Origin of the sequence: Microbacterium sp., assembly GCF_026393345.1 — a bacterium.
GTDB lineage: Bacteria > Actinomycetota > Actinomycetes > Actinomycetales > Microbacteriaceae > Microbacterium.
The window spans coordinates 8434-26873 of record NZ_JAPLAI010000042.1 but is presented as its reverse complement, the minus strand read 5'-3'; the positions used below and the strand labels follow the sequence as shown (position 1 = coordinate 26873).

At 68.6% G+C, this 18440-nt stretch carries 23 protein-coding genes, 1 tRNA gene and 1 pseudogene (1 of these 25 running past the window's edge); 10 read left to right on the top strand and 15 right to left on the bottom strand.

Annotation, left to right across the window (positions count from 1 at the left end):
* The first annotated feature begins 111 nt into the window (after positions 1 to 111).
* Entirely contained in the window at positions 112 to 318 is a 207-nt protein-coding gene (locus NT132_RS07475; RefSeq protein WP_297787009.1) for a hypothetical protein, read from the top strand.
* 35 nt (positions 319 to 353) lie between these two features.
* On the opposite strand, the gene NT132_RS07470 is transcribed toward NT132_RS07475, so the two are convergent.
* Complete coding sequence (locus tag NT132_RS07470) at positions 354 to 884, bottom strand: TetR family transcriptional regulator (protein WP_297787007.1); 531 nt, start codon at positions 882 to 884, stop codon at positions 354 to 356.
* 127 nt (positions 885 to 1011) lie between these two features.
* Here NT132_RS07470 and NT132_RS07465 point away from each other — a divergent pair, with 127 nt between their 5' ends.
* Positions 1012 to 1905, top strand: a complete 894-nt coding sequence (locus NT132_RS07465; protein ID WP_297787005.1) for an NAD-dependent epimerase/dehydratase family protein — start codon at positions 1012 to 1014, stop codon at positions 1903 to 1905.
* Positions 1906 to 1925: 20 nt separating this feature from the next.
* Entirely contained in the window at positions 1926 to 2147 is a 222-nt protein-coding gene (locus NT132_RS07460; protein ID WP_297787003.1) for a hypothetical protein, read from the top strand.
* Between the two features lie 56 nt (positions 2148 to 2203).
* On the opposite strand, the gene trxA is transcribed toward NT132_RS07460, so the two are convergent.
* From trxA to NT132_RS07440, 4 genes are all read right to left on the bottom strand, one after another.
* Positions 2204 to 2584, bottom strand: coding sequence for a thioredoxin (gene trxA / locus NT132_RS07455; protein WP_297787001.1), 381 nt, complete (start codon positions 2582 to 2584; stop codon positions 2204 to 2206).
* A 38-nt stretch (positions 2585 to 2622) separates the two neighbouring features.
* Positions 2623 to 2928, bottom strand: coding sequence for a glutaredoxin family protein (locus NT132_RS07450; protein WP_297786999.1), 306 nt, complete (start codon positions 2926 to 2928; stop codon positions 2623 to 2625).
* A complete protein-coding gene (locus tag NT132_RS07445) occupies positions 2925 to 3581 on the bottom strand; it encodes a redoxin domain-containing protein (RefSeq protein ID WP_297786997.1) in 657 nt (218 codons plus the stop codon). The genes NT132_RS07450 and NT132_RS07445 overlap by 4 nt, the downstream gene beginning before the upstream one ends.
* Positions 3582 to 3678: 97 nt before the next feature.
* The gene (locus NT132_RS07440) at positions 3679 to 4176 is read right to left on the bottom strand and encodes an Hsp20/alpha crystallin family protein (protein ID WP_297786996.1); all 498 of its coding nucleotides are present in this window, start codon (positions 4174 to 4176) and stop codon (positions 3679 to 3681) included.
* 317 nt (positions 4177 to 4493) lie between these two features.
* Here NT132_RS07440 and NT132_RS07435 point away from each other — a divergent pair, with 317 nt between their 5' ends.
* The 3 genes from NT132_RS07435 to NT132_RS07425 all read left to right on the top strand — a co-directional run bounded on the left by NT132_RS07435 (position 4494) and on the right by NT132_RS07425 (position 6601).
* A complete protein-coding gene (locus NT132_RS07435; RefSeq protein WP_297786994.1) occupies positions 4494 to 5078 on the top strand; it encodes a HEAT repeat domain-containing protein in 585 nt (194 codons plus the stop codon).
* Positions 5079 to 5360: 282 nt separating this feature from the next.
* Positions 5361 to 5924 (top strand): SDR family oxidoreductase, encoded by a 564-nt coding sequence (locus NT132_RS07430; RefSeq protein WP_297786992.1) that lies wholly within the window; start codon positions 5361 to 5363, stop codon positions 5922 to 5924.
* A gap of 71 nt (positions 5925 to 5995) precedes the next feature.
* Positions 5996 to 6601: a cysteine hydrolase gene (locus NT132_RS07425; protein ID WP_297786990.1), complete on the top strand. Its 606-nt coding sequence runs from the start codon at positions 5996 to 5998 to the stop codon at positions 6599 to 6601.
* Positions 6602 to 6996: 395 nt separating this feature from the next.
* Here NT132_RS07425 and NT132_RS07420 read toward each other — a convergent pair whose 3' ends face one another.
* Positions 6997 to 7515, bottom strand: a complete 519-nt coding sequence (locus NT132_RS07420) for a MarR family transcriptional regulator (protein ID WP_297786988.1) — start codon at positions 7513 to 7515, stop codon at positions 6997 to 6999.
* 111 nt (positions 7516 to 7626) lie between these two features.
* Between NT132_RS07420 and NT132_RS07415 the strand changes: the two genes are divergently transcribed.
* The gene (locus NT132_RS07415) at positions 7627 to 8565 is read left to right on the top strand and encodes an NADP-dependent oxidoreductase (RefSeq protein WP_297786986.1); all 939 of its coding nucleotides are present in this window, start codon (positions 7627 to 7629) and stop codon (positions 8563 to 8565) included.
* A gap of 381 nt (positions 8566 to 8946) precedes the next feature.
* Here NT132_RS07415 and NT132_RS07410 read toward each other — a convergent pair whose 3' ends face one another.
* Together NT132_RS07410 and NT132_RS07405 are read right to left on the bottom strand one after the other, a co-directional pair.
* Entirely contained in the window at positions 8947 to 9663 is a 717-nt protein-coding gene (locus tag NT132_RS07410; protein WP_297786984.1) for a siderophore-interacting protein, read from the bottom strand.
* Positions 9664 to 10147: 484 nt separating this feature from the next.
* Positions 10148 to 10221 (bottom strand) — tRNA-Pro (locus tag NT132_RS07405).
* A 106-nt stretch (positions 10222 to 10327) separates the two neighbouring features.
* Here NT132_RS07405 and NT132_RS07400 point away from each other — a divergent pair.
* The 3 genes from NT132_RS07400 to NT132_RS07390 are packed head-to-tail and all read left to right on the top strand — an operon-like array spanning position 10328 to position 12023.
* The gene (locus tag NT132_RS07400; protein ID WP_297786981.1) at positions 10328 to 10933 is read left to right on the top strand and encodes a GNAT family N-acetyltransferase; all 606 of its coding nucleotides are present in this window, start codon (positions 10328 to 10330) and stop codon (positions 10931 to 10933) included.
* Positions 10930 to 11646 (top strand): lysoplasmalogenase family protein, encoded by a 717-nt coding sequence (locus tag NT132_RS07395; protein WP_297786979.1) that lies wholly within the window; start codon positions 10930 to 10932, stop codon positions 11644 to 11646. Before NT132_RS07400 ends, NT132_RS07395 begins: the two co-directional genes overlap by 4 nt.
* Positions 11643 to 12023, top strand: coding sequence for an RNA-binding S4 domain-containing protein (locus NT132_RS07390; RefSeq protein ID WP_297786977.1), 381 nt, complete (start codon positions 11643 to 11645; stop codon positions 12021 to 12023). Before NT132_RS07395 ends, NT132_RS07390 begins: the two co-directional genes overlap by 4 nt.
* Positions 12024 to 12183: 160 nt before the next feature.
* On the opposite strand, the gene NT132_RS07385 is transcribed toward NT132_RS07390, so the two are convergent.
* The 7 genes and pseudogenes from NT132_RS07385 to NT132_RS07355 form a co-directional block, all read right to left on the bottom strand.
* Positions 12184 to 13077 carry an NUDIX domain-containing protein gene (locus NT132_RS07385; protein ID WP_297786975.1) on the bottom strand — a complete coding sequence of 298 codons (894 nt, stop codon included), beginning with the start codon at positions 13075 to 13077 and terminating at the stop codon, positions 12184 to 12186.
* A 57-nt stretch (positions 13078 to 13134) separates the two neighbouring features.
* Positions 13135 to 14676, bottom strand: a complete 1542-nt coding sequence (gene der, locus NT132_RS07380) for a ribosome biogenesis GTPase Der (RefSeq protein ID WP_297786973.1) — start codon at positions 14674 to 14676, stop codon at positions 13135 to 13137.
* Complete coding sequence (gene cmk, locus NT132_RS07375; RefSeq protein ID WP_297786971.1) at positions 14648 to 15355, bottom strand: (d)CMP kinase; 708 nt, start codon at positions 15353 to 15355, stop codon at positions 14648 to 14650. Before cmk ends, der begins: the two co-directional genes overlap by 29 nt.
* On the bottom strand, positions 15348 to 16469 hold the full coding sequence (locus NT132_RS07370) for a prephenate dehydrogenase (protein WP_297786969.1): 1122 nt from the start codon (positions 16467 to 16469) through the stop codon (positions 15348 to 15350). The genes cmk and NT132_RS07370 overlap by 8 nt, the downstream gene beginning before the upstream one ends.
* A gap of 8 nt (positions 16470 to 16477) precedes the next feature.
* Positions 16478 to 17257: a pseudouridine synthase gene (locus NT132_RS07365; protein WP_297786966.1), complete on the bottom strand. Its 780-nt coding sequence runs from the start codon at positions 17255 to 17257 to the stop codon at positions 16478 to 16480.
* Entirely contained in the window at positions 17254 to 17826 is a 573-nt protein-coding gene (gene scpB, locus NT132_RS07360) for an SMC-Scp complex subunit ScpB (protein ID WP_297786964.1), read from the bottom strand. Before scpB ends, NT132_RS07365 begins: the two co-directional genes overlap by 4 nt.
* A pseudogene (locus NT132_RS07355) lies at positions 17816 to 18440 on the bottom strand (ScpA family protein) (it continues 238 nt past the right edge of the window). The gene scpB and the pseudogene NT132_RS07355 overlap by 11 nt, the downstream one beginning before the upstream one ends.

Here is an 18440-nt window from a genome sequence, read left to right as displayed (position 1 = left end):
AGCGGGAACAGTCTCTCCCCGCGCGCGGCACACTGACCGGTAACCCGCCAAGATGCTGCTGCAGCGGTCCACGATCGACATCGTCTCGTTGGGAGTGCCGCCACTCCCAACGTGCTGATGGATCTCATCGAACCGATCTGCGGCAAGAAGCTCAGGCTCGGCGCCGTCGATGTGGCGAGCCAGCCGATCGATACCCCGGATGAGATCGCCGACACCCCCGTAGCGCGGCGGTTCGTTGATGCGGACAGGATGGCCAACACCCCACACCAGATCGGCGGCTTGATCGGTACCGCCGCGGTGAGTTCCTTCGCCCCGTGACCACCACCGGCTACTTCGCTGCCCGACGCGCGCCGTCAGTCGCGCGTCGTGTCTGAAGAGATAAGCGTCTTCAGCTCACGGAGGGCGCTATCGAGCAGCTCGAGAAAGGTGCGCGTCTCGCCTTCGGCGATCCAGGCGGCGAAGGCGATGTGGAAGACGGCGGATCCGCTGTGCGCCGCGAGGGCGGCCCTAAGCGGTGCGATGCCTCGTGCGGCGAGCGCAGCCGTCAGAGCCTCGGTGAGCGACGCGCGCTTGAGCGATTCACGTTCCGAGAGTGCGGCACTGGAGTCGATGATCTTCTGCCGGGTTCGCGACAGCGGGCGGCGCTCCTCGGGAAAGAACTCCGCACCCCCGCGGAGAGCATCTTCGACAAGAGCCATCGGCGTCGCCTCATCCGACGATGCCAGCGCATCGAGGAAGTGAGCATGGTAGGCGGCTTGATCGACGAACAGGACTTCGCGCTTGTCTGCGAAATAGCGGAAGAACGTGCGCTCGGTCACCCCCACCGCCTGGGCGATCTCGCCGACCGTGACGTCGTCGAAACCGCGCTGGAGAAAGAGGTCCATGGCGGCTTGTTTGAGCTTCCCCTCGGAACCTGCAGCCCATCGCGCCATGCCGCCCATCATACTCATGTCATGGTCTGACATTGCGTGCTACAGTGATGTCAGACAATGACATGAAAGGTGTACGACCATGCGCGTATTCGTGACCGGAGCGACGGGCTGGATCGGGGCGTCCGCTGTGGATGAGCTCCTTGCCACAGGGCACACGGTGCTCGGCCTCGCTCGAAACGAGGCCGCCGCAGCTGCCCTTCGGGAGAAGGGCGCGGAGGCGCTCAGCGGGGACCTCGACGACCTCGACTCGTTGCAGCGAGGCGCACGAGGAGCGGATGCGGTCCTCCACCTGGCGAACAAGCACGACTGGGCGAACCCCGCCGAATCCAACCGCGCCGAGCGCGCGGCGGTCCAGGCGCTCGCGGACGCGCTCGTCGGCAGCGGTAAGCCGTTCGCCCTTGCGTCGGGCCTGCTTCGTCCCGAGACCGGTCGACCGGCCCTCGAGACCGATGCGAGTCCGGCGATCGGACCCGACTCACTCCGCGGGGGCAGCGAAAACCTCGCCCTCGATTACGTCGACCAGGGCGTCCGAAGCATCGCGCTCCGGTTCGCTCCCACCGTGCATGGCGTGGGCGATCACGGGTTCATCTCCCAGATCGTCGCCGCCGCCCAACGCACCGGTGTCTCCGGCTACGTCGGTGACGGGAGGAACGCGTGGGCAGCGGTCCATCGCACGGACGCCGCCCGCCTCGCCCGACTCGCCCTCGAACAGGCTCCGGCCGGCGCCCGCCTTCACGCGGTCGCCGAAGAGGGAATCCCGACGAAGGTGATCGCGGAGGCGATCGCCGATGCGCTCGGGGTGAAGACCACATCCATCGATCCCGACGATGCCGTCGAGCACTTCGGGTTCATCGGCCGCTTCTTCGCCGCCGACATGACCGCGTCGAGTGCCGCGACACGAGCCGCGTACGGATGGTCCCCGACCGGTCCCACGCTCGTGGAGGACATCGTGAACGGGGCATACACGAAGTGACTCCCCCGCCACGCTGGAAGATGGCGATCGTCACCTGGATAGCCATCTACCCGATCATCACCGTCCTGCTGCTGATGCTCGGACCGATCCTCCTCGGCTCGCTGCCCATTCCCGTCGTGACCCTCGTCCTGTCCGTCACCCTCGTCGTGTTGATGACGTTCATCGTCATGCCGCTGCTCACCAGAGCATTCCGACCGTGGCTCCAGCGCGGACCCGCCAGCGACGAGGACGCGGGCGGATGACACGCACGTTGGCCCGTTCGCATCCGCGAGGAACCGCCCCGGGGGCTGCAGTCTGGTCACGGGGTGAGTGAGCGTTCGACCCATGCTCGCAGTTGCGGTGCGGGGACGGCACCCACCATCCGGTCAGCCTCCTGTCCGTCGCGGTAGAGCAGCAGGGTCGGGATCGACGACACTCCGTGTCGTTGGGCGACGCGGGGCGAGGTATCGGCGTTGACCTTGGCGACCTTAAGCCGTCCTGCGAGGTCGCGGGAGAGCTGATCCACGACCGGGGCGATCTGACGGCACGGGCCGCACCAGGGCGCCCAGACGTCGACCAGGACGGGAAGGGTTGCCTCCCCGACGACCGCGTCGAACGAGTCGTCGTCGGCTTCCACGAGCCACGGAAGATCGGTGTGACACTTTGCGCAGCGCACCTTGCCGGCGCGTGCGGGGGGCACGCGGTTCTTCGCCGCGCACCCCGGGCACGTCACGACGCTCACGCCCATACTCCGTGACGGGCGAGGACCGTCTGCACCTCACGAAGACTGGGCTCCATGAGCCACTCTCCGCCGATGTACACCACCGGCGTGCGCAGCCGCCCGCCGGTCAGCGCCTCGAGACGCGCGTGCACGGCCGGGTTCTCGTCGAGGTCGACGTAGTCGTAGCCGATACCGGCGCGATCCAGCGCCCGTCGGATGAGCTGGGTGATCCCGCACCACCGGTTGCCGTAGATCGCGACCGGCACGGTGCGGGTGTTCCGAACGGATGGGATGCGGGTGGGAGTGACATCCCAGATCGTCATTGCTGCACCTCCTTGTCATGTTCGTCCGTGTCCACGTCGCCGAGGCCGGGCTCCTCTCCCGTCGCGACGAGATCGAGCGCGGCAACGAGCTCGTCGAAGTCAGGGAGCTCCTTGAGGCGCTCGGACACGTGCGTCCAGCGGATGATTCCGTTCGCGTCGATGAGGTAGACCGCGCGTTCGCTGTGGCCGTCGGCGTCGCGCCACACGTTGTACGCGCGCGCGACTGCGCCGTGCGGCTGGAAGTCGCTCAGCAGCGGATAGTGGATGCCGCGCACCGCGGCCCAGGCACCGTGGCTGTAAATCGAGTCGACCGAGACCCCCAGCAAACGGATGCCGCGGGAGGCGAACTCCTCGTGCTCCTGCTCGTACAGCTCCAGCTGCACGCTGCATCCGGGGCTCCAGTCCAGCGGGTAGAACACCAGCGCCACCGGCGATCCGCGCAGCTCCGAGAGGCTCACGATCGTGCCGTCTGCGGCCGGGAGCGCGAAGTCCGGCGCGGGGGTACCCGGCTCGAGGCCGGTGGCCACCCGGGGCGCATCCATGGGAGGTGCGCTCCGGTAGAGATCCCGCACCGCGGCAAGCTCGTCCGTCGTCTCGGCGACGTCGGAGGTCTCAATGGCCGTCGTGGCCTCCACAAGATCGAACGCATTCATCGTGCCGCCCCCGTCCGTGGTGACGGGGCTACGTGAACCGGGACATTCCCGCGCATCCGGCGCCCGGAGCCCGTGCGGGCTCCGGGCAGCCACCGGGTCAGGAAGCGACCGAATGCGCGGGCTGGGCTTTTGGGTCCACGCCCTCCTGCTCCGCCGAGCCTGATCCGAGCGCCTGCGGCGTTGATCCCGACGACCCGAATGCGACGGCGACCTTCCGCGGAAGCGCGTCGGCTCGCACCGGCAGCGTGACGTTCAGCACGCCATCGCGGTAGTCGGCGGCGATGGCATCGAGATCCACTTCGTCGCTCAGCGCGATCTGTCGCACCACGTGGGCGGAACTGCGCTCGCGGACGAGCCACTGTTCCCCGCGATCCTCGCGCGAGGCGTCGCGCTCCGCCCTGATAGTCAGCAGCCCGGCCTCGGCCGACACATCGATCGACGACGGATCAAAGCCCGGAAGATCCGCCTCCACCACATAGTGGTCCTCGTCGCGGTAGACGTTCACCGGCGCGGAACTGAGCGCGGACTCCGGGAGCCCGGAGAAGAACGCCGAGCTGATCCGGTCCAGCTCCTTGAAGGTATCGAACAGCATCATCACTCTCCTCTCATGCGTTGAGTCACTTCGACTCAAGTCTAATTTTCGTGACACACGGGCGCGTGAGTTTATTCCCGCCCCGCGAAGATTTTTTCGGCCCTGTTCGACGCCGCGGACCAGATGCCCTCGCTGCGCTCACGGGCCGCCGTTCATCCGAGTCGGATCCCGCCCCCGCTCGCGAGTACCGTTGGATTGTGAAGAGTTCTGCGCAGTGGCAGGCGGAGTTCCGGGCGCTGGACCCGTCCGCCCGGAACGCGTACCTGGATGAGCACTCCGGGCTACCCGGCCCCCGAGCCAACACCGCACTCGTTTCTGCCGTGGCCGGTGTCGCCGACGCCCCTCTCATCCAGCAACTCATGGAAAGCGGCGACGAGTTTCGCATGATGTGCGCAGCGGCCGCGAGCGCTTTTCGGGGACAGGACCGCGCATTCCTCGCCAATGCACATTCGCTCGCGTCGGATGCTCGGTGGCGAGTCCGAGAAGGAGTGGCGATCGGGCTGCAGCTCCTCGGCGACACGATGCCCTCCGCACTCACATCGATCGTGTTGATGTGGGCAGACGACCCCGACCCACTCGTCCAGCGCGCAGCAGCCGCGGCGATCTGCGAACCGCGACTGCTGCGCACCCCAGAATCGGCGGCGGTCGCGATCACGGTGTGTCAGCGCACCACTGACCACCTTCGACGCATGCCCATCGAAAACCGGCGCACACCTGCCGTCCAAGCGTTGCGACAGGCTCTGGGCTACTGCTGGAGCGTGGCCGTAGCGGCCGATCCGCTCCGCGGGCTTCCCGCGTTTCACTCGCTCGACACGAAGGATGCGGAGGTTGAGTGGATCGTGAACCAGAACTCCCACAAGAAACGTCTGACAAGACTCCTGGAGCCCTCCGTCCCCGACGATTGACGCTGGCTCCCCGACAACCGACGTCCACGTAATCCGGGAACTTGATCAGGAGCGTCGTCCTGATCCCGCGAGTCGGCGCCTCGATGCGAGTTCCTCAGTGCACGCCATCTCGTGCGAGGTGTGGGCCTGTCAAGGAGGAGTCGGAGACGAGCGACGCACCGGAGCGGCGTCCACGATGCTCCGCAAAAGACGACATCGGGTTCGCACCCATGGGAGCTCCATCGCACATGCGATGGGCCCATGGGGCGTTCTCCCCCGACAGGGATAGCGTTTTTTGCCGCCGTGGATGCCACCGTCACCGAACTCGGCGGGTTCAATGTCATCGTCAACAACGCTGGAATCGCACCGCAGTCGCCAATTGACGAGATCACTCCCGAAAGCATCGCGAAGATCTTCGCCATCAACTTCAACGGCGTCGTGTGGGGTGTGCAGGCTGCGGCCCGAAAGCTGCGCGAGCTCGGCCATGGCGGCAAGATCATCAGCGCCGCGTCCCAGGCCGGACACGTCGGCAACCCCGGCATCGGCCTCTACACCGCGACGAAGTTCGCCGTGCGCGGCTTCACGCAGACCGCGGCACGCGACCTCGCCAAGGACGGCATCACGGTGAACACGTACGCGCCCGGCATCGTGCGCACCCCCCTCATGGAAGACCTGGCGAAGAAGACCGCCGAGTCCGCCGGTAAGCCAGAAGAGTGGGGCTGGGCGCAGTTCACCGACGGCATCACGCTCGGGCGCCTCTCCGAGCCGAGCGAGGTCGCGGGCGTCGTCTCCTTCCTCGCCGGCGCCGACTCGAACTACATCACCGGGCAGTCGATCCTCGTCGACGGCGGCATGGTCTTCAACTGACCCTCGGCATCCATCCCCCGGCGGGCGGTGCAGCGAGCACCGCCCGCTCCGCCACTCTCATGGGAGACACCATGTCCGAACTCATCCTCAACGCTCCGACCACCGCCGTCCTCGCGATCGACATGCAGAACGACAATGTCCTGCCGAACGGCGCGTTCGCGTCGACGGGAGCGGCCGAGCACGCCGCCTCCCAAGACGTCATCGGCCACGTGCACACGATCCTCGAAGCCGCACGCGCCGTCGGCGCGCCGGTGTTCCATAACCGCATCGTGTCGTACCCCGGCGTCGCCGTGGGCGGCGCCAACGCCCCGATCTTCACGATGATCGGCCCCGAGTCGCTCAAGCGCGGTACCTGGGGCGCCGAGATCATCGACGGACTGACGGCTGACGACGAGATCGTGCTCGACCGCACCCGCATGAGCGCGTTCAACGGCACCGGTCTCGACTCGATGCTGCGCAACCTCGGAATCACGACCGTCGTCGTGGTCGGCGTCTGGACCAACATGGCGGTGGAGCACACCGTGCGCGACGCAGCCGACTACGGATATCGCGCGGTCATCGTCTCGGATGCGACGTCGAGCATCAACGCCGAGTGGCATGCAGCGGCGCTGAACTACGCGCTGCAGAATATCGCGACCATCACCGACACGAGCGCCATCGTTTCCGCTCTGTCCTGACCACGTCGGGCCGCGGCGGATCGACTCCGCCGCCCGACGTCGTCAGTCCTCGAGGTCGATCGAGTCGGTCCACGCCGAGACGATCGTCAACGCGGGGAGCATTAGCCTTAACGCTCTCCGTGTTGAACAATGCGCTATTCCCGCACATGATCGAGCACGACCGGGGACGTCATCATCAACATCGCCTCTGGCGCGAGCTTGCGTGGTCGCGGTGGCGGCGCAGCTCGTCACGTAGGACAATCCGGGCAACCCGGGGATAGCTGAAGCGTGCGGGCACCCGCTGCCCCAACCCGACCCGGGGACGACGGTTCGGCGAGACAGCTGAATCCTTCGACTCGTGGTCAAGTGGCTCGGGAAGCCCGACGGCGACCCGCACCCTGCCGACCAGCGGCGAGCTATGGAGATCTCTCTTCCGTCGCCTTCTTGCGTTGTCGCGGTGCCGCCGACCGTGGTGGCGTCCGGCGCATGTGGTCTCGGGCGCGACCGAGAATGTCGGCGAGTGTCTCGATGTCGGAGCGAGACAGCGGGGCGAACAGCAAGTCGCCCAGGATGGCGATGTGACCGGGGAAGACTCCCGCGAGCACGGCATGCCCCTGTTCGGTGATGGTGACGGTGATGCTGCGTTCGTCATCGGATGACGGCGTCCGGGTCACGAGGCCGCGTTTCTCCAGCGTCTGGGCCTGGTAGGTCAGTCCGCTGCGACTGTAGACGACACCGTCAGCGAGATCGGTCATCCGCCGACTCCCTTCCGGGGAGTCGGCGAGACTGGCCAAAAGCTGGAACTGCACATAGCTGAGCTCCCCGGCATCCTGCAACTGCTGCTCGACGGCGTGCTTGAGCAAGCTGCTCGCCTCGATCAGAGCGAAATACACCCCCAACTGCGTGGCATCGAGAGAGGGCTGCTCGGAGGTCATGATCCGATTCTATCAGTGCTTCTGATTCGAATCACTTGTTTCAAATTCAAAGTAGTGCTACGGTTCCTTCAGTTGCTTCGAATCCGAAGCACATCGTGAAAGGAAAGACTCATGAAGGCAGTACGGTTCCACGAAACAGGCGGTCCCGAGGTCCTGCGCTACGAGGACACCGAGACACCGACGCCAGGCACGGGCGAGGTACGCATCCGGGTCGCCGGCTCCGCCTACAACCCGGCCGACGGCGGTATCCGCGGAGGGTTCCTCCCCATCCCGATCACGCTGCCGCACATCCCCGGCTACGACGTATCCGGCACGATCGATGCGCTCGGCGACGACGTGGAGGGTCTCGCCGTAGGCGACGATGTCGTCGGACTCATCCCGATGAACGCGGACGGCTCGGCGGCACAGTACGTCGTCGCCCCCGCCGAGGTGCTCGTCAAGGCTCCCACCGCCATCCCGCTGGCCGACGCCGCCGGATTGCCGTCGGTCGGGCTCACCGCCTCACAAGCACTGTTCGAGGCGGCCAAGCTCGAGGCCGGTCAACGGGTGCTGATCAACGGCGCCGGAGGCCCCGTGGGCGGATACGCCGTGCAGCTGGCCAAGCGCTCAGGTGCCTACGTCATCGCCACCGCAAGCCCGCGCAGCCAGGAGATCGTCAGGGCCGCAGGTGCGGACCAGGTCATCGACCACACGACCACCTCCGTGCTCGACGCGATCAGCGAACCCGTCGACGTGCTGCTCAACCTGGCACCGATCACCACTGAGAGATTCACCGCGCTGGCCGCCCTGGTCCGCGACGGCGGCGTGGTCGTCTCCACGACACCGACGGTCACGACACCGAGCGATGAAGAACGAAACGTCCGCGCGATCACGATCTTCGTCCACCCGGACGCGGACGTGCTCTCGGGCCTTGTCTCGCTCGTCGACAGCGGCGATCTTCACGTCGAGATCACCCAGCGCGTGTCGCTGAACGAACTACCCGCGACCCACGAGCGGGCCGCCGCTGGGAAGGTGCACGGTAAGATCGTCTTCCTCCCGCCCGCCGAGTGACCACCTCCCCGCCGAGTGGTCGGACGTCCACGCGACGACAATGCGCCACTCCACCGCCTGGCCCGTGCGCGACTGGGCCTGCGTAAATCGGGGCCAGACCCACGCGTCAGAGATTTCCTGTGGTATTTGCTGCACTCTCCCGTACATGAGGTCGCCGAGATTGCTTGCTGGTCTGGGATTCGTCTCGCACCGCTGTCTCGCCCGGGCGCTCCTCTATCTTCCTGTCACAAGTTGGCTTGTGAGGACGTCTCGGCGTCAGCGCTGCGCTTCTGCTAGTGGTCTTCGTCGGCGCGAGGCAACGGGACTCGCCAGAAGTCGCACGGCGCCACGGCTCGAGGCTACGTCGGCGGGATATGCGCCTTGCAATGCAGCAGCGCCGGTTCAGTCCATGCCGCGTTTGCCGGGTGTCCAGAACGGCTTGGTACGGATGCTGCGTCGGGGCCAGCCGCGTTCGCGCATGAGATGGGTTCGCACGAGTTGGATGGTTCGGGCTTCGCCGGCGAGGTAGGCGGTGCCCGGGTGACCGGGCAGGTCGAGTAGGGCGACCGCGTTTACGAGCTGTTGCGAAGACGCTGCCGATGCGCCGTTGCGTTCAACGCGTTGCAGCAACCGGGGAAGTTCGATGTGGTCGGCAAGGGTGTTGGCCTGGATCACGCCGCGCACGTCGGCACCGGCAGGAAGAGAGCGGATCATCGCGCCGAACCCTGCGGCGGCGGTCTCCTCGCCGACGAACAAGTGATATGCGGCGTTGGGGTCAATCTTGAATGTCCGGGGGTCTCGGATGATCCGGACGTACTGCCCGAGCTGGAGCGTAGCGGCCCAGTCCAGTCCGACACTGTTGGGGGTGCCGTGGTGGAAATGCACCATCTCGATCCAGCCGGCGTCCGAGTCGGCGTCCCAGATGCTGTAGGTGCGCAGCACGAACAGGCTGCCGATCGGGAATCTGATGTGGTCTCCCGGTGTCCACCGATATCCCACGAGCTTCGGCCCTTTCAGGCGGATCAATGTCGAGGTGGGGGTGAGCTGCTCGAGCCACTCGACGACACCGCCGATCCCGCGTCCCTCCGCGGTGAGTGAGGAGTCTCGTTTCTGGTCCATGTTGGTCATCGCTTTTCAGGCCTTTCAGGAGTCGGCGAGTCGCCGACGCACCCGTCATGCCCATCCGAAATGGCGGAGTTGCGCTGCCGCGAGCTGGCACCTCTACCAGACGCCGTGGTTCCCGTACTCCCGCGTCTGGAAGATTGCCGGGGCGTCTGTGCCGTCGGAGTCCATCACGCACAGGCCTTCGTTTGTCCCGTCAGGATCCGCGCAGCCAGAGAGGATCTACGACCCGTCGGGTGAGTAGTTGGGCTTTACGACGCTGAGCGACTCCGCGACGAGATAGAGCATGAGCAGGCAATGAAAACGGTCGTGGAGCGAGGCAAAATCGGGCTCCAGGTCCCGGCTCGTCACAACGACCGCAATTGGAGCATCTCGAAGGGCATCGGCAACCACGGTCGGATGCTTCCATAAGCCCCTCCGAAGAGGACCATAGAAACGACGAAGCCCAGGCGAGAAACACGTTCTCACCTGGGCTTTTCCGTCGGGATGACAGGATTTGAACCTGCGACCCCTTGACCCCCAGTCAAGTGCGCTACCAAGCTGCGCCACATCCCGATGCCGCCCGCGAGCGGGCAACTCGACAATCCTACCCGCTCCCGCGCGTGCCTGCGAACGCGGCAGGGACACCCCGCGTGTCGGCGCCGGCGCGTACCCTCACGGCATGAGCGACATCGAGGTCGTGCCGGCCACACCCGGCACCATGGATGCAGTCGAGCAGGCCCTCACCGGCGGCGGGGACGGCGCCAGTTGCCAGTGCCAGTGGTGGACGCTGCAGGCCAGAGAGTTCGATCGCACCTCACGCGAGGAGCGCGAGGATCTGCTGGCGGCCGAGGTGGCCGCATCCCCGCCGCCCGGCCTCATCGCCCGGGTCGATGGCGCGGCAGCGGGATGGGTGCGCGTGGGCCCTCGCATCCGCCAGCCGCGGCTGGCGCGCACCCGCACGTTCGCCCTCTCCGCCGAGCCCTGGGACGACGCGTCCGTGTGGGCGGTCACCTGCTTCTCCATCCGCAAGGAGTTCCGCGGTCAGGGTGTCATGCGGGCGCTGTTGGACGGCGCGATCGGCCTGGCCCGGGAGAACGGGGCGCGCACCCTCGAGGCGTACCCGTTCGACCCGACCATGCAGAAGGTGCCGACGAACGACCTCTACCTCGGTGTGTTGTCGGTGTTCCTCGACGCGGGATTCCGCGAGGTGGGGCGCAGCCGCCCGCATCGCGCCGTCGTGTCCCTCGATCTCTCCCCCGCCCGGAGCGATACCGTGAGCGGGTGAGCATCGACGCCGGTCCCGCCCAGACTCGCCGCCCCACCACGGCCACGCCGCTCTGGGCGTTCCTCCCGTACGTGGCCCTCGCCATTGTGCACGTGATCGCCCTGGCCGTCGGCAACGATGCGCTGGCCGGGCCCACGAAGCTCGCGCTGATGCCACTCCTCGCCCTCGCCGTCCTCTGGACCGGGCGTGGTTCGGGGTGGGGCACGCCATTCACGCTGCTCTTCCTCGCACTCGCGCTGTCGTGGCTCGGCGACGGCGCAGCGACGTTCTTCCCGTTCGCGCCCGAACTCCCGATGATGCTGGCGTGCTTCGGGCTCGCGCACGTCTGCTACATCATCCTGTTCATGCGCTTCCTCGCGCGCGGCCGGCTGCCGCTGTGGTCGGCGGTGTATGTGGTCTGGTGGATCGTACTGCTCGCCGTCCTCGCCCCCGCCCTGCTCTCGCAAGAAGGCGGTGTCGGCTGGCTGATCGCGATCGGCGCCTACGGGCTCCTGCTGGGCGCGACTGCCGCATCCGCCGCCCGCTCGACGCCGGCGGTTGCGCTCGGCGGCGCCCTGTTCCTCGCGTCCGATTCGATCCTCGCGTTCCGCCTGTTCCTGACGGATGCCATGCCGGACTGGACGAGTCCCGCCGTCATGGTCACGTACTGCGCCGGGCAGGGCCTCATCGCCGCCGGCGCCGTCGTGGTGCTGCGGGCGAAGCGGGCGCGATGACGGATGCGGTGCCCTCTGTCCGCGTGGACGTGTGGCTATGGGCGATACGGGTCTACAAGACCCGATCCGCCGCGACCACCGCGTGCCGTGCCGGACATGTGCGGCTGAACGGCGACCGGGCGAAGGCGGCCCAGCCGGTGCGGCCGGGGGACGAGGTGCGCGTGCGGATCAGCGGGTTCGACCGGACGCTCATCGTGCGGAAGCTGCTGACCAAGCGCGTCGGCGCGCAGGTCGCGGCCCCGGCCTTCGAGGACCTCACTCCCCCGCCGCCACCGCGCGAGCTCACCGCGTTCGTGCCCGTCCGCGATCGCGGGGCCGGGCGTCCGACGAAGCGTGAGCGGCGCGACCTGGAGAAACTCCGCGGTCGCGAAGACTGACCGCATCCGAGTGCTGCTGCCCGGTCATGGCCGTGGCGCCCCGCGCTGTCGCGAGATTCGGGGATGTCACGAAATTCGGAGCGATCAGGCCCGGATGCTCCGAATTCGGTGACATCTCCGAATCCGGCGACTGGCTACGTCCCTGCGTCCGGCGACGAAATCAGGCGTCGAGCAGATCCCGCAGCCAGCGCGTACCGCGGACAGTGCCGGGCACCCGCGCCGCGAGACCGCGGTCACTCGTCACGACGGTGACCTGAGCCCCGGATGCGGCGAAGCGCACGGCCTGCGCGGCGATCTCGTCGTCGCCCTCACCGGGAGCCGTGACAACGGTGACCCCGCCGACCGCCGGGGCGGATACAGCCTGGCCTTCCAGGACCACCACGACCTCGGGATACCAAGTGCGTTCGGGCAGCCCGAGCTCGGTGCCTGCCACACCGGCGGCGGCCCAGTCGCTCAGCCGGGTCAGCAGGCGCTCGGCGGCGCCGGCGCGGTCGCGCCACCAGCCGTCCGGCACGGAGCCGACGACGTTGGCGGCGTCCACGACGATCACCGGACGCACGTCGAGGAGCGGACGCAGCTGCTCCCAGGACGCGGCGAACGCGGGATGCAGCGGATAGTCGTCAACTTCATCGACCGGCACCCACGACAGCTCGACGCTCTCCGGGTCGCTGATGACGGGTTCGAACGGGGCGACGACATCGGCGACGAGGGTCGCGTACGACCAGTAGCCGAGGTCGAAGACGCTGAGAAGGCGCGGCTGGACCGAGCCGAGCGGAACGCCCGCCTCTTCCAGCGATTCGCGCATGGCGCCGTCGACGGCGGACTCCCCCTCGTGCCGGGCACCGCCGGGCAGCGCCCAGGTGCCGCCGAAGTGGCTCCACGACACCCGGTGCTGCAGCAGCACACCCCGTTGGGGGTCGTGCGCGAGCAGGCCTGCGGCGCCGAAGCGACCCCAGTAGCGTTCGCCGGTGGGCGCGACGACCCACGCGTCGCCGGGGTCGCGCGGCCCCTCGGGGCGGCGCGATTCACCGGGAGCGGGGGGTTGGATCGTCACGTCCTCAGCTTTTCACACCGTGTGCGACGGACGTATTACGGCCGTCACGAATGACACTCAGCGCTGTCGCTTCTCACGCACGCGCATGTTCACGACGATCGGCGACCCCTCGAAACCGTAGATCTCGCGCAGGCGCCGCTGGATGAACCGGCGGTAGCCGGGGTCGAGGAACCCGGTCGTGAACAGCACGAACGTCGGCGGACGGGTGCCTGCCTGGGTGCCGAACAGGATGCGGGGCTGCTTGCCGCCGCGGAGCGGGTGCGGGTGCTCGGCCACGAGCTCCGACAGGAACGCGTTGAACTTGCCGGTCGGGATGCGCTGGTCCCACGACTCCAGCGCCGTCTCCAGCGCCGGAACGAGCTTCTCCAGGTGCCGGCCGGTACGGGCGGAGATGTTGACGCGCGGAGCCCAGGCGACGTGCGCCAGGTCCTGCTCGATCTCGCGCTCCAGGTACCGGCGGCGCTCGCTGTCCACGAGCTCCGGGGTGGTGAGGAGGTCCCACTTGTTGAACGCGAGCACGAGCGCGCGGCCCGACTCCAGCACCATGTCGATGATGCGGACGTCCTGCTCGCTGAGCTTCTGCGACACGTCCAGCACGACGACGGCGACTTCGGCCTTCTCGAGCGCCGCGGAGGTCCGCAGTGACGCGTAGAAGTCGGCGCCCTGCTGCAGATGTACGCGGCGACGGATACCCGCGGTGTCGACGAGGCGCCACAGCTTGCCGCCAAGCTCCACGATCTCGTCCACCGGGTCGCGGGTGGTGCCCGCGAGCTCGTTGACGACGACGCGCTCCTCGCCCGCGGCCTTGTTCAGCAGCGACGACTTGCCGACGTTCGGGCGGCCGAGGATGGCCACGCGTCGCGGCCCGCCGATCTCGTGCTTGGCGACCGCGGACACCTCCGGCAGCACCGTCATGATGTGGTCGAGGAGGTCCGCGACACCGCGCCCGTGGATCGCGGAGACCGGGTACGGCTCGCCGAGACCGAGGTTCCACAGCACGGCAGCTTCCGGCTCCTGCCGGGCATCGTCGATCTTGTTGGCGACCAGCAGCACCGGTTTGCCGCTGCGACGCAGCATCTTGACCACGTGCTCATCGGTCGAGGTGGCCCCGACCATGGCGTCGACGACGAACAGCACGACGTCGGCGAGGTCGACGGCCACCTCCGCCTGGGCTGCGACCGACTTGTCGATGCCGCGGGCATCGGGCTCCCAGCCGCCGGTGTCGACGAGCGAGAACCGGCGGTCCATCCACTCGGCCTTGTACGTGACCCGGTCGCGGGTGACACCGGGGGTGTCCTCGACGACGGCCTCACGGCGGCCGAGGATGCGGTTCACCAGCGCCGACTTGCCGACATTCGGACGGCCGACGATCGCGACCACCGGCAGGGCCGGCAGGAACTCGAGGACCCCGTCGCCGGAGACCATGCCGGCGAGCAGCTCGGCGTCCTCCGGATCCAGGTCGTACTCTGCGAGGCCGGCCCGCAGGGCCTCCGCCCGCTGTTCGGCGAGCGCCTCATCGAGGTCGGCCAGCTTCTCTGCGAGCTGGTCGGGCCCGCCTTCGTATTCGTCTTCAGCGCCCAAGGCGCACCTCCGGGGCATTCGTGATCACGGCGAGGACCGCCGCGACCGTGCCGTCGAAGTCGAGATCGGTCGAATCGACCACCTCGACCCCGTCAGCGGCTGTCATGAATTCGGACACCGTCGCATCGGCGGCGTCTCGGCGTTGCAGGGAGGCGGCGACGGTCGCCGCATCCTGCTCGCTGGTCTCTGCGCTCCGGCGCGCGGCGCGCACCTCTTCGGCGGCGGTGAGGAGAATCCGCACCGGGGCGTCGGGAGCGACGACGGTGGTGATGTCGCGGCCCTCGACGACGACGCCGCGGCGACCGGACTCGGCGACGAGGCGTCGGAACAGGGTGGTCGCCGCCTGGCGTACGAACGGGATGCGAGCGACGCCGCTGACGGCGTCGGTCACCCGCGGCTCGCGGATCGCGGCGGTCACATCGGTCGCGCCGACCCGCACCCAGAAGGCGTCGGGGTCGAGCGAGACGGCGTAGTCGAAGTCGCCGAGGACCTCGACGACGGCGCTGGAGTCGGAGGTGTCGGCACCGCGGTCGAGAGCGTGCCAGGCGAGGGCGCGGTAGGCGGCACCGGTGTCGAGGTAGCCGTAGCCGCGGCGGCGCGCGACCGCCTTGGACACGGAGGACTTGCCGCTGCCGGCGGGGCCGTCGACGGCCACCACCACCGGCGCGTCCGGCGCGTGGGTGAGAGGTTCAGTCATTGGTGGTGCTCGCAATCTTCCATCCGCGTTCGGTGAGGCCGTCGGCGGCGGGCTGCGCTGCAGCCGGCACCACGCTGATCTCGGCCAGGCCGAACTGAGCGCCGGGCGAATGCTCCAGGCGCAGGTCTTCCACGTTGACGCCCAACTCCCCCAGCTCGCCGAACAGACGGCCGAGCTGGCCCGGGGTGTCGTCGACGAGCACGATGACGGTCTCGAAGCGGCGGTTCTGGCCGTGCTTGCCGGGGAGTCGTTCGACACCCTGGTTGCCGCGGCGGATCGTGTCGGCGACCGCCCGGCGGGCGCCGGGGGCGTCGGGGTGCCGCAGCGCGTCGGCCACGGCGGTGAGGTCGTCGGCGAGGGCGTCGAGCACCTCGACCACGGGGGCGGCGTTCGCCCCGAGGATCTGCACCCACAGCTCGGGGGCGGATGCGGCGATGCGGGTCGTGTCGCGCACGCCCTGGCCCGCGAGTCCCAGCGCGTTGGCGGGGGCGCCGACGAAACGGCCGGCAAGGAGGCTCGCGACCAGCTGCGGCACATGCGAGACGAGCGCGACGGAGCGGTCGTGCTCCTCCGGGCCCATCTCCACCGGGGTAGCGCCGACGTCGAGCGCGAGCGCCTCGACCCGGGCGAGGTCGGCGGCGGAGGTCTCCGCATCCCGGCACACCACCCAGGGGCGCCCGACGAACAGGTCGGCGCGGGCGGCGATCGCTCCCCCACGCTCGCGCCCGGCCAGCGGGTGCGAGCCGATGTAGCGGCGAAGGTCGGCACCGCGTTCGCGGAGCCGCAGATACGGCTCGAGCTTCACGCTCGCGACGTCGGTGACGACCGCTCCCGGGTAGTCGGCGAGTTCCCGCTCCACGACGTCGGCGACGACATCCGGCGGGACCGCGACGACGATGAGACCCGGCGCGTCGTCGTCGCGCGCGGCGCGGCCGGCACCGTAGTCGATGGCGAGCCGCAGCTGCGCGGGCGAGGTGTCGGCGAGCACCACGTCGACGCCGAGGGCGGTGAGCGCGTGGCCGAGGGACGCCCCCAGCAGCCCCGCACCGACGATGCGGACGGTGCCGGACGTACGGGCAGCGCCTCGCTCGCGCGCGATCGTCGTCTGGCTCACTGGATCTCCTAGCCGGCGGGCGGAGTGTTCTCCGCATCGCGGCGCGCGAGAGTCAACAGCGCGCCCCGCTCCATCGTAGTCAACTCCCGGGCCCGCCCCGCAGGGAGCGTTCCCAGGTGGAGGGGCCCGAACTGCCGCCGGACCAGCTCCTGCACCGGGTGACCGACCGCGGCCATCATGCGGCGGACGATGCGGTTGCGACCGGAGTGCAGCGTGAGCTCCACCAGGCTCGAGGAACCGCTGGCATCCAGCAGCCGAGCCTTATCCGCCGCGATGGGGCCGTCTTCCAGCTCGATCCCGCGGGTGAGCCGGCTGATCGTCTGTGCGGAGACGGTGTCGCGGACGCGGGCGATGTAGACCTTGGTGACCCCGAACGAGGGGTGCGCGAGCACGTGGGCGAGGTCGCCGTCGTTGGTGAGGACGAGCAGTCCGCTCGTCTCCGCATCCAGCCGGCCCACGTTGTACAGCCGTTCCTCCCACTCCCGGGTGAACTGCCGGAGGTCGGGCCGGCCCTGCTCGTCGCTCATGGTGCTGACGACCCCGGTGGGCTTGTTCAGCATGACGTAGCGCTTGCTCTGATCGAGCTGCACGGCGGTGCCGTCCACGTCGACGAGGTCGTTCTCGGGGTCGATGCGGCGGCCGAGCTCGGTCACGGTCACACCGTTGACCCGGATGCGGCCGGCGACGATCATGTCCTCCACCACGCGGCGGGAGGCGACGCCCGCATTGGCGAGTACCTTCTGGAGGCGGACGCCGTCGGCGTCGGGGGTCTGGTCCTGCGGGGTCATCGGATGAACTCCTCGAAGCCGGCCGACCCGTCGTCGAGCAGCGGTGAAATGGGGGGAAGTTCCTCGAGGGAGTTGACCCCGAGGTGCGCGAGCAGCGCGTCGGTCGTGCCGTACAGGATGGCACCGGTCTCGGAGTCCTGGCCGACCTCGGTGATGAGCCCGCGGGCGACGAGCGTGCGGACGACCGAATCGACGTTGACGGCACGGATGGAGGCCACCTGCCCGCGGGTGACGGGCTGCTTGTAGGCGATGACGGCGAGGGTCTCGAGAGCTGCCTGCGACAGCCGCGACGGGGTCTGCGAGTTGACGAAGTCGGAGACCAGCTGGTCGTGGTCCTCCCGCACGTACAGTCGCCAGCCGCCGCCGACCTCGCGCAGTTCGAATCCGCGGCGCGGGCCGCCGGTCTCGCCGTCGTAGTCGGCGACGAGTCCCTCGACGGCCTGGCGGACGGCGGGCACGGGTGCGGACACCGCGGTGGCGAGGCTGACGAGGCTCTGCGGCTCGTCGACGACGAACAGGATCGCCTCGAGCTGGCGGGCGATGTCGATCGGGGGGACGTCAGTGGTCATAGTCGGCTCCGAGGGTGGCGAGGTTCTCGTCGGACCACCGCTGGGCGCTCCAGCGCAGGGTCAGCTCGCCGAGGGGTTCGAGCTGTTCGAAGGAGAGCGCGGCGTGACGGTACAGCTCGAGGATGGACAGGAAGCGGGCGACGACGACGCCGGGCGCGGTGACGCCGGCCACGAGTTCACGGAAGGTGAGGCTGCCCCGGTCGCGGAGCAGCGTGACGACGATGGCGGCCTGCTCCCGGATGCTGACCAGCGGGGCGTGCAGGTGGTCGAGGCCGACGTGCGGGATCTCCTTGGGGGTGAGCGCGAGCATCGCCAGCGCCGCGAAGTCCTGCGGGGTGAGCGTCCACACGAGATCCGGAACCTGCCGGCGGTGCTTGTCGTCGAGCCGCACGCTGCGGGTGTGCCGGCGGTCCTCGCGCTCAAGGCAGCGGGCGAACCAGGCGGACACCTCTTTGAACGCGCGGTACTGCAGCAGGCGCGCGAACAGCAGGTCACGGGCCTCGAGAATGGCGACGGATTCGGCGTCGACGAGCTCGCCCTGCGGCAGGAGCCCCGCGACCTTCATGTCGAGCAGGGTCGCGGCCACCACGAGGAACTCGGACGCCTCGTCGAGG